This is a genomic window from Bartonella sp. AP150HLJHH, from assembly GCF_042196385.1.
Lineage (GTDB): Bacteria > Pseudomonadota > Alphaproteobacteria > Rhizobiales > Rhizobiaceae > Bartonella.
The window spans coordinates 40,044-54,668 of the sequence record NZ_JBHIQC010000001.1; the positions used below are offsets into that span (position 1 = coordinate 40,044).

At 37.3% G+C, this 14,625-nt stretch carries 9 protein-coding genes; 3 read left to right on the forward strand and 6 right to left on the reverse strand.

The genetic code is table 11. The features are described from left to right. Positions 1-855: 855 nt before the first annotated feature. The 4 genes from ACFING_RS00175 to ACFING_RS00190 all read right to left on the reverse strand — a co-directional run bounded on the left by ACFING_RS00175 (position 856) and on the right by ACFING_RS00190 (position 6,264). Positions 856-1,818, reverse strand: coding sequence for a DUF2125 domain-containing protein (locus tag ACFING_RS00175; RefSeq protein ID WP_375629060.1), 963 nt, complete (start codon positions 1,816-1,818; stop codon positions 856-858). A 797-nt stretch (positions 1,819-2,615) separates the two neighbouring features. Next, positions 2,616-3,362: a glutamine amidotransferase gene (locus ACFING_RS00180; RefSeq protein ID WP_375606037.1), complete on the reverse strand. Its 747-nt coding sequence runs from the start codon at positions 3,360-3,362 to the stop codon at positions 2,616-2,618. 146 nt (positions 3,363-3,508) lie between these two features. After that, complete coding sequence (locus ACFING_RS00185; RefSeq protein WP_375629062.1) at positions 3,509-5,068, reverse strand: heme biosynthesis protein HemY; 1,560 nt, start codon at positions 5,066-5,068, stop codon at positions 3,509-3,511. 11 nt (positions 5,069-5,079) lie between these two features. Further along, positions 5,080-6,264, reverse strand: coding sequence for a hypothetical protein (locus tag ACFING_RS00190; protein ID WP_375620938.1), 1,185 nt, complete (start codon positions 6,262-6,264; stop codon positions 5,080-5,082). A gap of 308 nt (positions 6,265-6,572) precedes the next feature. On the opposite strand from ACFING_RS00190, the gene tsaD reads away from it, so the two are divergent. The 3 genes from tsaD (at position 6,573) to ACFING_RS00205 (ending at position 10,387) form a co-directional block, all read left to right on the forward strand. Beyond that, positions 6,573-7,667 carry a tRNA (adenosine(37)-N6)-threonylcarbamoyltransferase complex transferase subunit TsaD gene (gene tsaD, locus ACFING_RS00195; protein ID WP_375620937.1) on the forward strand — a complete coding sequence of 365 codons (1,095 nt, stop codon included), beginning with the start codon at positions 6,573-6,575 and terminating at the stop codon, positions 7,665-7,667. A 697-nt stretch (positions 7,668-8,364) separates the two neighbouring features. Beyond that, the gene (locus ACFING_RS00200; RefSeq protein WP_375620936.1) at positions 8,365-8,799 is read left to right on the forward strand and encodes an EVE domain-containing protein; all 435 of its coding nucleotides are present in this window, start codon (positions 8,365-8,367) and stop codon (positions 8,797-8,799) included. A 907-nt stretch (positions 8,800-9,706) separates the two neighbouring features. After that, a complete protein-coding gene (locus ACFING_RS00205) occupies positions 9,707-10,387 on the forward strand; it encodes a response regulator transcription factor (RefSeq protein ID WP_375620935.1) in 681 nt (226 codons plus the stop codon). A gap of 779 nt (positions 10,388-11,166) precedes the next feature. On the opposite strand, the gene ACFING_RS00210 is transcribed toward ACFING_RS00205, so the two are convergent. Both ACFING_RS00210 and ACFING_RS00215 read right to left on the reverse strand, forming a co-directional pair. Further along, positions 11,167-11,937, reverse strand: coding sequence for a class I SAM-dependent methyltransferase (locus ACFING_RS00210; RefSeq protein WP_375629065.1), 771 nt, complete (start codon positions 11,935-11,937; stop codon positions 11,167-11,169). 222 nt (positions 11,938-12,159) lie between these two features. Next, complete coding sequence (locus ACFING_RS00215; RefSeq protein ID WP_375629068.1) at positions 12,160-14,589, reverse strand: TIGR02302 family protein; 2,430 nt, start codon at positions 14,587-14,589, stop codon at positions 12,160-12,162. Positions 14,590-14,625: the final 36 nt, after the last annotated feature.

The following is a 14,625-nucleotide window of genomic DNA, read 5'->3' on the forward strand; positions in this document are numbered from 1 at the left end:
CCCATTTCCCCTTGCATATTGCAAATGGGAAAGCCGAATAGATAAAAACAGTAAAGAAAGGACTAAAAATGCCCCTCATAAACCGCCTCAAGTGCCAAAAGCTGCAGTAAGATTGAGAATTAGCAAATATAAGCAAATATAATATGATGATGTTTTCCCCTAGCTTGTTACTCCGTAACCGAAAAGATGATGGTGCTTAATGGCTTTATCCTTATACCATTCACAGGCGACATCGTGAAATAGGAAGCACTGAGAAATATTTTTTTAACAAATGCGTAAATATGCAATACAAATATATTCTGTTTTACGTGGAAGACATATAGCTTCATTAAAAAATATCAGAAATAAAAGGATAAGCTTAATCCGTTTATTTAAAAGATATAACTGTAACTGCTTTTGAAATGCGTAAAATCGAATAAAAAATGACAGTAAAGATGGATGTTGATTTTCCCCTTTACAACTTCATATCTTCCTACAACTAGGCTATTTACTTGTTTTAAGAGGTTACACCCAAACAGATATATGCAATATGCTCATTCCATATATAAAGACAAAGGTTCCTAAAAAGAACCACACCACCTGTATAAAAAGGCAATTCAGCATACTTTAAAATACCACTTTTCCATACAAACACTGTTGCTATATGTAGTTTGACATAAGATTTTGTACTAAGTGAAAAGAGGTTGGACGGGTTAGGAGTAGGTGGTAATTTTTTATTTTTATAGCTATTTTTTTACCATTAAATACGCATTTTGTTAAAATAAATTTTTAACACTCTAAAATTGCAAAAAAGTGTGAAAATCAGAAAAAGTCGAAATTTGGTAGTAAAGATGAAAAAAGGCTTCGGTACAATACCTAAAGTGGAGCAAGACGACCAAGTTTTAAAAAGCCTAATTTTACCCACCCATTGTTAATGAGCAAGGAAAGAACGGGAGCGCCATCCGCATTTTTAGGCAAAGCACCCAAAATAAAAAATAACGCTTGAAGATTATTGGCTTGCCCAGGAAATAAGCGCTGCAGAGTGTCAAGAAGCTTCATAGACTGAATAAGGACAAGTTCAAATTTTGCTGTCAAATATCCTTCATCATCAAAAGAAAAAGGTCCACTAATACGCACTGCACCACCTGTATGAAAAGTCAATTCACCTTGCTTTAAAAGTCCACTTTTTCCATACAGTCGTTGTTGCCAATTTTTTTCTTCATCTTCAGACAGAAAAGACATGTCATTTAAAATCCATTTCAAATTGCCATCAATTTTAGGAATATCAACAAAAGAAGATTTTAAAAAGGGAGAAGCATCAAAACCGTCAAAAGTTATATGTCCCGATAAATTATTCTTTTCATGTTTTAGATCAAAACGCAAAAATTCTGCCGTTATTTTTTGAAGCATATCTTGTGGCTCTAACGGCTGAATAATCACGTCATGCGTATTTTGCAAATGTGTCGTTTTTTTATCTGTCGTTGGTGCTCTTAATGCTTCTTGAAGCTTTTGATCTTCAGGGGAAGAGGAAAAAGATGAAATCTCAAGCCCTTCAGCTATAAACTTCAATGTTTTACCCGTTTTCCAATAAGGCTCTGTTTCAATCACCAAATTGCGCCAATGCGATACTATGGGAGTTTTTCCGGAAAAAACAATTAATGCAGGAGAATGAACATTAAACTCAACCAAATGAGGTGCGTAAATTGGTGCACCAGCTGTCAAACGCCCCGTCGATACAGAAACCCCATGTAAAGGCCAAGAAAATTGAAACTTGTCACAAACAACACCGACACGTAAAGGATAACCATCCTTGTGCACATTCTCACATACCGCCGCCATATTATGGGAAGATACTTTTGTGAATATATTAGAAACATAGTCTTCTATTTTACGCGAAAAAAAAACCAGAGTGCGCTATAAATAAATATCAGAGCAAGACAAAAGAGCCCACAAATTAAATAACTCAAAGAAAAACTTTTTTGTGATGATGGTATTTGAAAGGATTTAGACAATATTCAAACTTTCTTTATCTCTTAACTTCCTCCCCACCCTAAAAAGGATAAAGATTCCCAACCACGTTCAGTTTATACACAATCCAACTTCTTAATCGACCGTATTTTATCTACTGATCACTTCAAGAAGTCCCTATACACGTTCTAAAGTACAGTATCTCATAAGCTCAATAAACAAGATTTTCTTAAAAAAAACCCATTACACCCTTTAACAAAAAACACCTCATGTGTAAAGTTTTACATAGATTTTCTACCTCTAGTTTAAACCATACTGTTTTACAGCACAACAAAAATGATAATGAATAGTGTTTCTTAACGATAAAGCCATTGAGCCCCCCATCTTTACGCTTATGGAGACCCCAAAGCCAGCACCATCATTATATTTGGCTAGCCCCCAAATGTTGCGACAGCCCTTGGCACTTAAGACAGTTCATAAGAAGCATTTTTAGTCTTTTCTTATACAGTTTTTGCCCACACGCCAGCCCTACTTGTGACATGCAAACAAGAGGTTTTTATTGAGTCAACATACACAGGTTTGGAATGAAAAAACCTTACTATATTCGGGGTTCTCATTCAATATACAAAACCGTGAATTACCTATATAAATCAATTCGTTGTCAACAATCACACAAGTACGGGCGGTGTACAAAAAATCTGGTGTAATGCGCTTTCAAACCATTGGCTCAAAGCTCGATCATAGATTAAACGACCTTTCAAATGTGCACAAGCAGGTTGAGCACCTTTTTCAGTCAATTTATGTGCCGAACGCACGACCAAACGCCGCATCATAGCGCGTGTAAATTCAGCATGAAACTGCAAGCCCCATGCATTGTTTCCATAACGAAAAGCTTGTGTAGGATATGTATTCCCTGTTGCCAAAAGCATTGCCTCTTTCGGTAAATCATAAATACCTTCATCATGGAAATGGTAGACCATCTCTGGCCAATTCATCAATTCCTTCCCTTGTGGGGTTGCTTCTAGTGGATACCAGCCGACTTCAACAGTCCCATCACTTCTTGTACCAACGCGCCCCCCTAGATTTCGCGCTAACATTTGTGCTCCAAGACAAATACCCAAAAAAGGCTTATTTTCCTTTAGTGATAACGAAATCCAATCAATTTCCTCACCAATATAGGCTTCGCTGTCATTCACACTCATCGGTCCCCCTAAAATAACAACGCCGGCATAATGCTCTAATGTATCAGGGAGTTTTTGTCCAAAAATAGGACGATAAATATCAAGAACAAAACCATTTTGTTGTAAAAATTTTCCCAACCGACCAGTATAGGTAGAGCGCCGATGAATAACGACAGCAATCCTTGGTTTGTTATTTTTTTGTTTTTTATCAAGACATCTCTGATTTAAAAACATTTTTTAACCAATCACCTCTGCTACCAAGCAAAACTTTATTTTTAAAGCATAAGAGAATAATTTTATTGGACAAGACTAACGATATTTTTTCTTCTAGGTCAATTGTTTCTTCTGAGAAAACATTCGTATTATCACATTGGTGCAATTTAAAATAAACGAAATTTTTTCCTCGATAAAGATGTTTCTTCTTCTGTTTTAACCCCTGGATCATCAACATTTAAGTGAGTTTGACTGAACATTTTTACATCTTTTTCTTTTATATCTTGTTTCTCCACCTGCACATTATGCAAAAGAGAATCATCTATAGGTGTTAATTTTTCAAGCTTCTTATCTCCAACATCATCACTTTTTCCCATAACATACTCTTTGTCTTGCCTTTTCGACACAATATTGTCCGCCTCTAATGTGAGAGAAGGCATACAAGGAGGCGCCTTCCATTCAAAACAGCCCAAATGTCCACTGATTGGAGAAACCGCTGACCAAGAAGAAAAAATGGCCCCATCACACATCCACACTGGATCACGTTCAGCACGAAGTGCTAAAGAAAGCCATTGACGCACAGCACCTTGATTGTTTCCCTGTGCCTCTTCAATATCTGCCAACAATAAATAAACACTTTCCCGTGGATGACATTGTAATGCTTTTTGTGCCTTCTCTCTTGCTAATGCTGTTTCACCAGCATCCAAAGCTGCTTTAGCAATAAGGAAAGCCGACTCAAATGCATCTTTATTATAAGAAGCAAGTGTCTTAGCCCTTTTCAATCGCCCAATGGCTCCTTCTTCTCTTTCAAGATAAAGCGCTCCCAAGTCAGGATGAGGCTCCTTTTGCCAAGCCGCTATAATCATTTTATCCGCTTTACGCGTTTCGTTTAATTTATAAAGAATATCAGCAGCAATAACTATTATTGGAACAAAATCAGGCGCCAATTTATGGGCTTTCAAAATAGCTTCACGTGCTTGTACAGGATGTGTATCAAACAAAGAAAGTGCCTGCCCACTTAGTAGTAAAACCTGTATATGCTGCCGCTCTGGAGTCGCGCGAACAGAACGCGGGAGAGCTTTTTGCGTTCTTTCAAAAACAGTAAGTGCCTTATCCCATTTACCCTCAGTACTTAATCGATCAAGCACCGCCTGATGCGCCCATAAAAGTGCTGGCGATAAAGTCAGTGCCTCTTCGGCATATTGTTGCGCTGCTTCATAAGCTTTACTCTTCATCGCTTCACGAAACAAACCATAAAGTCCAACCAGTTTTGTCGGATCTTCCTTTCTCATCTCTTCATAAAGACCGATGGCGCGAACAGAGTCATTTTGTAAAGACAAGGTTTGCGCTTGTAAGAGTTTTACCAATGGCTCTTGTTTTCCTGCAAGATATTTAGCAACCCGTGCTTCCATTTTTTGCGCAACCATACTATCACCAGCAAAAGTTGCAAGAATCCCCTTTGAAAGAGCTTCGTAACCACGCTTTTGATGGCGTTTATAAAAATAATTGCAAAGAGCATTCGGTATGGAAAAAAAGAAAGCCAATAACCACCATAAAAGCACCAGCGTTACAAAAAACAAAATAAGCACACTTAACACTGTAAGAAATGAAGCAGAAAATCTGAAATGCAAAAATGTGAGAACAAAAATACCATTGTGATTAGCAACCCACGTGAAAGCTAAACCGAGGATACAAACAACAAAAATATAAATAAAAACACGTATCATCTTGGGCCTATTTACATCTTTGTTGCTTTAAAAGATCCTTGTTGCACAGACAATAACAATTGCTGCAACAACTGTTGAATAGCAATATGTCTTTCAAGCTGCTTAACAAAATCCATTGAAACATCTTTTGCACTTTGGGGCAATGATTGCCATTCGCTCAAAGCCTTTTCGTAATCACCAGCTTGAATGGCAACTTCCATGCGTGCCGCAATAGCCCCCAGCGTTGTCCCTTCAACATTTCCAATCGGTCGCGAAACAATGAGCCCTTTTATCCACGCTAAAATTCGGTCAAAAAAACCAGCATCTGACGCAACAAGATTTTGCGTACCAACAATTGCATCAGCAACATGAGCAAAATCAACTGAAAGTTGTGCTGAACTTGGAAGACCCACAGTAGCTGTTTTTTGCAACACATCAAGTCCATTAATCGAAGGCGATAATTGCCGCAACAGCTTTAATTCATTATTATAAGATCCACCACGCTCTACAGCATTTTTTAATGAACTAATTGCAGTAAAGAGCGCGGTATCTATTTCTTTTTTCTCACTATTTTTAACAGCAGTTTCTTCCTGTAGTGCTTCTAACTGTTGTTTTAACGCAGCAAGATCATTTGCATTGCTCTGCCCAACAGACAAAGCCGTCTCTATCTCTTTCGACTTTCTAACAAAAGTTTGTACAATTTCTTCAAGAGCTTTTACTTTTTCCTCTAAAATCGCAAAAGCTTTTTTGCTTTCTTCTTTCGATAGTTCATCATTTTTCGTTGTTTTAAACTGTTGTGATGAAAAAGAAGAAAACTCTGTTTTTAACGTATCAATTTCTTGAAAGACCCGCCTCAATTGTTCCTTTGTGTCTTCACCTTGACTTTTTGCGGCTTCAGCAATCTGCAAAGCTTTTTCTCCTCTAGCAGAATTTTCCACAAAAGGAGAAGGAAAAAAACCAGCCCATTGAAGCCCCATAAAAATTCCCAAAGCAATGAATCCCCCCAAAATCCCAGAAAGGGATAAGAAAAGCCAAGTTGTACTAGAGATACTTTTATCCTGACCTTGCATATTCTGTTCTTCTCGCGCTTGAGATTCTACAGAATTATGGATTTTTTCCTCTGAATCATGGGGAACAGCTTCATGTTCAATAACTGGTTTCTTACGGCGCGTACCAGCATAATGTGGTTTAACTTTTGGTTTTGAAGAATCGACCATCTCTGTCACTTTTCGTGCACACTTTTTTTTAATGATAAAATAATAAAATGAAAAAAGTTTTAAAAACGCAGCTTTTCTCAATAATATTTACAAGTATCGCCTTTAATAGACAAGTTTTTAAAAAACATTTGCATTTTATACTCGAAAATACAGCTTTATTTTTTAATCAACGATATCATAAAATTCAAAGAAAATGCCAAAACACATATTTTTCATAGAAAAAACAATTCTAAGAGAAATACTTTGCATCTTTTTCTGTTCATGGTACGCACGCAGGAAAGAAGCTTCAATATAAGGTTTTGTTTAAAATGCGTCTGCTGGGAATAGAAACAAGTTGTGATGAAACGGCAGCGGCTGTCATTGAATATAACAATGAATCAAACAGCCTAATTCTTTCCAATGTTGTTTGGAGTCAAATTGATCACCATGCACCTTACGGCGGTGTTGTTCCTGAAATTGCTGCTCGTGCCCATGTTGAAGTTCTTGATCATTTAATTCTGCAAGCACTAACAGAAGCAAACACAAAATTAAAAGATATTGATGGCATTGCAGCCACCAGTGGGCCTGGTTTGATAGGAGGATTGTTGGTAGGCGTTATGAGCGCAAAAGCACTCTCTCTTGCCACTGGCAAACCATTTATTGCGGTAAATCACTTAGAGGGACATGCTTTAACAGCCGTGTTAACGCACAACGTCAGCTTTCCTTATTTATTACTTTTAGTTTCAGGAGGTCATACACAAACAATCATTGTTCATGGAGTAGGCAACTATCAACGTTTAGGAACCACTATTGATGATGCATTAGGAGAAGCCTTTGATAAAACAGCAAAACTTTTAGGTCTTCCTTATCCTGGTGGACCAGCACTTGAAAAAGCAGCTTTATTTGGTGATAAAAATCGCATCCCTCTTCCACGACCTTTAAAAGGTGAAAAACGGTTAGACTTTTCTTTTTCAGGACTCAAAACTGCTGTTCGACAAGCGGCAACAGCCATAGCTCCTCTTACAGAAAATGATATTGCTGACATTGCCGCAAGTTTTCAAGCCGCCGTGACCGATACAATACATGATCGTATTCACCTAGCCCTACAACACTTTGCCCACCAATATCCTCTCTCTGATAATCAAGAAAAGCGTTCTCCTGCTTTGGTTGTCGCAGGCGGTGTTGCCGCAAACCAAGCCATTCGCTCTACGTTGCAAGAACTTGCCCATCAACATGGTTTTGAATTTATAGCCCCTCCTCTTTCCTTGTGTACCGATAATGCTGCAATGATTGCTTTTGCCGGTGCACAAAAACTCGTACGAGGAGAAACAAGCTCTCTTGACATTGCACCCCGCTCACGCTGGCCATTAGATGAAAAAGCCCCGCCCTTGATCGGGATGGGACGCCGTGGAACAAAAGCATAATAAAATTGACGTCCTACACACATCTTAAAGAACGAAGATTTCTACTCAATCCGGTCTATAGATAGTCCGAATTCTCTATCGAGCAGATTCCATCTGCTTCCCACTCACACAATTCACTTAACCCAAAGATCGACACGTAAACCTAAATATTCACCACACATTCTTAAAAACTTCATGTTTCAAAAAACTGCCTTATATCATTACACTTCAAATGACGGTATTTTACAGCATAATAAGACGCACTCTATCCCACAAAGCATAGATATGAATGCCATTCGTTGACCTCATCATCTTTGACCATTTATTCGTTTCATTGTCATTGTAATTTTAAAGCTTTTTAGAACCAATTTTCTTGCTAAATTCTCTCCAACGCAATGCTCCAATGATCCTATAGTAACTACATTTCAAACAGCAGCTGAAAAGATGATTAAGCTTCCACATGGCTGAGCAATTTTAAGTCTATTACTTCGCGATACACTGATATATTTTTCTGCTACAAGATAAGCAAAATACCTTTATACAACATGAAATATCAATGGAGCGCATTTTTCTATATACAAGTTATTTTGAAATAAGAAAAAACAGATAATGCCCGTTCTTTACTCCATTTTAAAAATCACCCTTGATGATATTACAAAGATACTTATAAAAAATTGGACACGACGAATGCATAACAATCTATGAAAAAGGTGAACACATGGCTTATTGGCTTTTTAAATCTGAACCCCATAAATGGTCATGGGAGATGCAAAAGAAAAAAGGAGCTGATGGCGAACAATGGGATGGTGTACGCAATTATCAAGCCCGTAACAATATGCGCGCTATGAAATATGGCGATAAAGGTTTTTTTTATCATTCAAATAAAGGTTTAGAAATTGTAGGAATTGTAGAAATATGTGCTGAAGCACACCCTGATTCTACAAGCTCTGATCCACGCTGGGAATGTGTGGATATCCGTGCACTTTGTGACATGCCAACACCTGTTTCATTAAAACAAATTAAAGCCAATCCCAAACTAGCAAATATGGCGCTGGTCAAAGCCAGCCGCTTATCAGTGCAACCCGTGACAGAAGATGAATGGAAAGAAGTCTGTTTGATGGGCAACCTTAAGAGGGAAATGCTTTTATCTTAAAACAATAATTTTTATTCATTAACTCATATAAAAAGATGCTTCATAACGCAGAAGAATAAGCACAACACCTCCTTCTGTTGAGGTATTCTCATGCTAAATGCATAAATATGATATTTTTCTTTGTCATTTTTTATCCTGCACTCTTTCTCAATACAGTCTCCTTCCAAATTACACAAAAAACCTCTTTATGATGCATCTTTTCGGCATTGTTAAAAGCAAGGCTTACTCAACAATTATAATAAGCAACACCACGAACATAACACTCAGCCCCTTCACACACAAATGCAACGAAAAAACAAAACTGAACGTGGATAAAAAAACAATAAAAATGATCGTGAAATTCTCCTAAACAGTGCATATGTGCTAGGTGTTGCACAATTCTCTTCACACTTAAAAAACGCATCATATTGCGTGTTTATTGTTTTGCATGTTGGACGAGTGCGCCTCATACCGCAGGATTCTCTCATTCCCAACCTGTTTTATATTGAATCAATCAAAAGCTATTTGCTTGCACATTCTAAGCGGAGAAAGTCCCATATAGATAAAAAACGTGAAAGAAAGGACTAAAAATTCCTCCTATGAATCGTCTCAAGTGCCAAGGACTGTCCGCAACACCCACGAGCTGGCAAAGTGAATGATAGTGGCAGCTTGTTTCTCCATAAGCGTAAAGATGATGACACTCAATAGCTAAAACACCTTCTAGAACATAAAAAACGCTTCCAACCAATACGTAAAATACCCTGCAGACGGAATACCTTCTTTTCAGCAAGCAACCATTAGAAATTATAAAAGTTTATTTTTTAGAAGCACTCTTTTTTAATTTTCCTCTTTTAATTTTTCTTGCATGAAATCTCATTTTTCATGAAACTATATCAATCAGTGCATCAACATGCCTATAAGGAAAAACATGAACCACTATACTCTTTTAATCGTTGAAGACGATGATCTACGCCCCATTTTAGTAGAACAATTGCAAATGCATCAAGAGTTTAAAATTTTCCAAGCAAAAACAGCAGAAGCGGGAATGAGAATAATCCAAGAAGAAAATATTGATCTCACTATTTTGGGATTTCAACTTCCTGATCTTGATGGCTACAAAGCCGTTAAACAATTACGCACCCAAGGATTTCGTGCCCCCATTATCATGATAATAAATTATGATACAGACTGTGATAATATTTTAGATCTTGAAACAGGCGCCAATGATTATGTAACAAAACCCTTTCGCTTTGCGGTGTTATTGGCGAGAATTCGAGCACAGTTGCGCCAATATGAACAAAATGAAGACGCAACCTTTCATATTGGTCCCTATACTTTTAAACTAAGACAAAAACTTCTTCTTGATCAATGCAACAATAAAATCTGTCTCACAGAAAAAGAAGCAGCGATCCTTAAATGTCTCTATCATGCCAATGATAAAATTGTCAGCCGTGAAACATTGTTAGAACAAGTTTGGGGATATAATGAAAATATTGTCACCCATACTTTAGAAACCCATATCTATCGTTTGCGACAAAAAATCGAAAACGATCCCTCCAATGCACAAATTCTCATGACAGATCAAAATGGTTACCGTTTAAATCTTTAATTCGAGATTTACTGTTTCAAAAATAATTTTAATATCCTAAATGAAAACAAAAATGCTTTCAACCCTCACGATATACTTTGTAACTTCTGTTTCACATGCTTTTGTTCTTTCTAAAGTTTTTAATATGTTTCGCATATAAATAATCGTGATATCTTTTAGCAACATTCTTGATCATAACTATCATCTTTAGATGAGTGCTATTTATGATTATTTTTTTCAAAAAAACCGCTCCACACACTGCTTTATCTCATATTCACTAGCCTAAATTGAGAGATGTTTTTTATCTTTATAGTTTTCCTCTATTCTTTATGACGTTATCTCCTCTTAAGAGGTTATATAATTCATGATATAACGCTAAATGTTTATCCTAACGATAAAGCCACTGAGCACCACCATCTTTACGCTTATAAAAGAACAAGCCAGCACCATCACACACTTATGTTAGATCTCGATGTTGCAGAGGAGCCCTTGATACTTGAGATGGTTTATAAGAAGCATTGTAATCCTTCCTTGTACAGTTTTTAACCACCCTAAACCATATTATGTAAGATCTCTTGGACTCTGCTATTTTTACGTTTACGAAGATACCAGCATTTTTTTCTTTTAAAATGTTTCCACTATTCATGAAATATGGTTCGGTATATAGATACTTGAGATTTTTATTCACATACCAATTCCACATATTAATGTACAAAAGAATATTTTTTAATTGTAAATGCAAAAAATTGAAATAAGAGAATGCTTCTATATTTGCGGTTCTTATGACAATGACAAAATGATTAATTATCTTTATAAATTAAAATATTTCTTGTCTGTGGTGATAAAGCAGGAATAAAAATACGTCGCGACTGACGACGCTGTACGAGCAAACCCTGATAAACACGTTTTTGTGCCTGACACATTAAGAGTCCACCAAAATAAGGCAAAAGATAGCGAGCAAATGGCTCATAAAAAAATGAGAACAACCGCGAAAAATAACCCGTAGAGGGCATATAGTGTACAATTTCTTGTATTGGCCCAGAAACAAAATTTGTTTTTTCGAACAAACGAGTAATTTGTTGCCGACTATAGGGTTCGCCATAACCAAAGGGCGTAGTAATATTGCGCGCCCAAAAACCAGAGCGATTAGGTACAATAACGATCAAGTGGCCATTAGGTGCTAAAACACGCCATATTTCATTCAACGTTTCAAATGAATTTTCTGTATATTCTAATGCATGTACCAATAAAATACAGTCAACTGACGCATCAGGAAGTGGCAAATCTTCTTCAAAAACAAGCGCTGTAGCAACTTGCTCAGAACAAGGCCAAGGCGAAACACCCTGAGAAGCTGGCATAAAAGCAAAACATTGTTGGGCACGTTCACGCAATGTAGAAAGATAAGGAAGTGCATAACCCAATCCCATAATCCGTTTATCCGTAAGATCAGGCCACCATAAATTCAATTGGTCACACAGCGTTTTTTGCACACGCAGTCCAAGTGCAGAAGCATAAAAATCTTTCAGCGTAACGATATCCAACTCAACATACCATGTAGAAACAAATTTCAAACATTACAGATTTTCATATACCAAACCTATATGGACTTCTGCTTTTTTTCCGCAATAGCGAACATTTCAATATTGCATATTTTAAACTTAAATGATTAAAAAATCAGTACAATAGGATGATTATTGCCTTACAAGCACTTTAATCATTTTTTTGGAGATAAACCCCATAGAGGTTCTTCATATACTGTTTTTGACATCAATTAAGAAAAAAGCCAACACTGGTTAATTAAAATGAAGCAATCTTTCAAGATAGTTTTTTTCTTCTTCTGAAAGATGCTCTTTACCAAGACGTTTGCGAATTTCATCCAAAATCTGCCGCGTACGCATTTGATCACTTTCTTGTGGTAGTGCCTCGCCTTCTTGTTCTTCATCTGTTTTTGAAGAAAGTGGACGTCCTAACGGATCTTTAGGACCAGAATCAGCATTTTGATCATTTCCCGTTTCTTTAAGTGTTTCGCGCATTTTTTTCAAAACATTTTGTGCACCTTGCCTCAAAGATTCCAAAGCATCAGACTGATTTTGTATAGATACCTGATGATTTCCATTATCAAGAGCATTTTCCGCAGAATTCATTTTTTCTTCTGCCCTTTTCAAGGCGCCCCCTGTTTCAAATCCTTGTTCTGATAATTCTTTTTCTAATGTTGATAATTCAGATTGCAATTCAGCTTGACGTTTTTTTAAAGATTTTTTTTGTGTTTCCGGTACATTTTCTCCGCGTTTTTGTTCCATCTCTAACTGATGTGTTTCATTGAGAATTTCTTGCTGACGACGCATTAAATCTCCAAGCTGGTCCATCTTTTCTTTCATTTGTGCAGATTGGCTTTTTTCTCCCTCATTTTGATTACCTTTTTGCACATGCAAATGATCAAGCGTCTGTTCAACTTCCGCCAAGAGTTGTTCAGCTGCTAAAGAAGAGCCTGTTTTAGCCATTTCCTCAATTAAATTTAACTTTTCTTGTAATGTAGCTTCAGAAAGATTAGGACTTTTTGAGCTTTTAGAATTTTTAGAAACTTGACTATCCGGTGCTTTTTCAGCCAAAGCACGAATATACTCATCCATAGCTTGACGTAAATCTGCCATAAGCCGTTCAATTTCTGCCGCTGAAGCACCGTAACGCAATGCATCACGTAAAGCAGCTTGTGCTTGTTTTAACTTTTTTTGCACGGATTCAAGTTGATTGCCTTCAATACCCAAAGCAATTTGCCATAAATAATCCACCACATCGCGCAAATCCTCGTCTGTTTGTGCTAAAGAAAGTCTTGTCCACGCACTTTGTAGAACAATAAAATGCGATGCATTTTGCAACCCCTTTTCTGGACGTACAAGCAAAGCAGAAAGCATATCAAGTACCCGCTCTCGCGCTAAAGGATTAAGAGCTAATAAACGACGCAGTTCAACCACTGCGCGTGCAACAGGATTCGAAAAAACACGCTGTGGTAATATCATAACAAAAGTTTTGCTACGCCCTTTCTGCCCCGCACCATCTTCTGCCACCAAAGTAATTTTGACTTGCGAACCCGCCCATGGATGCGCTGATATATCCTGCACCATTCGCATTTTCCCCTTTCCACCACGCGGAAGAAGAAGCTCTATTTCCGGAGCATTATAAAGAGAAGAAGCACTTTTATTCTGAGGAAGAAAAGGCTCTATTTCAACAAAAGCCTTTGTCACACCATAATCATCATCCACCACATATCGTAACTCCAATGATCCCGTTAAAATCCTCCCTGGTTTTTCCAACCAATGAATTGTTGGAAGCGTGTCCTTAATTATCTGCAAATGCCATTGCTGTTTTTTACGACGTGATGATACAAATAAATTTATTGGATGCTTTAAATGTGTTTCAAAATGAACAATTGGATCATTCAAAGCTGTTTGTTCCGTTTTCTCTGAAAACGAAACTTCCCTCCCATCTTCTACAGACTTTGCTTTTACTGTAATGCCAGCCCCATTGACAACACGCACAACAACATTACTCCCTTCAGGGATTTCTAGTTGTGTTTTCTCATCTTTTGTCAAATAAATCGGTGCCACACCGGTATAAGCAGGTGGTGTTACCCAAGCATCAATCCGCATGAGTTTTTCATCAACGATAGGACGAAAATCAAAGGCATCAGCCAAACGCCCCCCTTGTGAACCAAAAGAAAAACTAAAAGCGCACACAAAAAGAAGAGCACACAAAGCCCTCAAAGCTAAAGGATCATAATCCGCACTATTAAGAGAGATAAATCCAGTTTTTAAATGGTATAATTGCTTTGCCATTCGGCGTTGATGTTCACGCCAAATAACAGCACTAAAATCTTCATCATTTTCAGAACATAAACGATCTGTCTGAATATTCAAAGGCTGATGTCTAAGATCATTGACGCGTTCAAGGCGGCAATTTACTTCCCGCATTGTGGGAAACCGAAAACGAATAAGAAAAAATAAACTCGCCCCAGCACAAATAAGTATAACCCCAAGTAAGAGCAAATGTGACCAATAGCCCAAAATACCAAAAAGTCCCAACCAGCTAAACGAACAAAAGAGACTAAGAACGAGGAAAAATGGTAACAACCGTACCCACATCCGTTCAAATGAAAGGATCCCCCACATCAAAATGCGCACACACAAAAGCTTCATTGCAAAACCTTTGATGTTTTTATTTTTCATAAACAAGCATTTATCCCCTTTTATCGTGGTGCATTA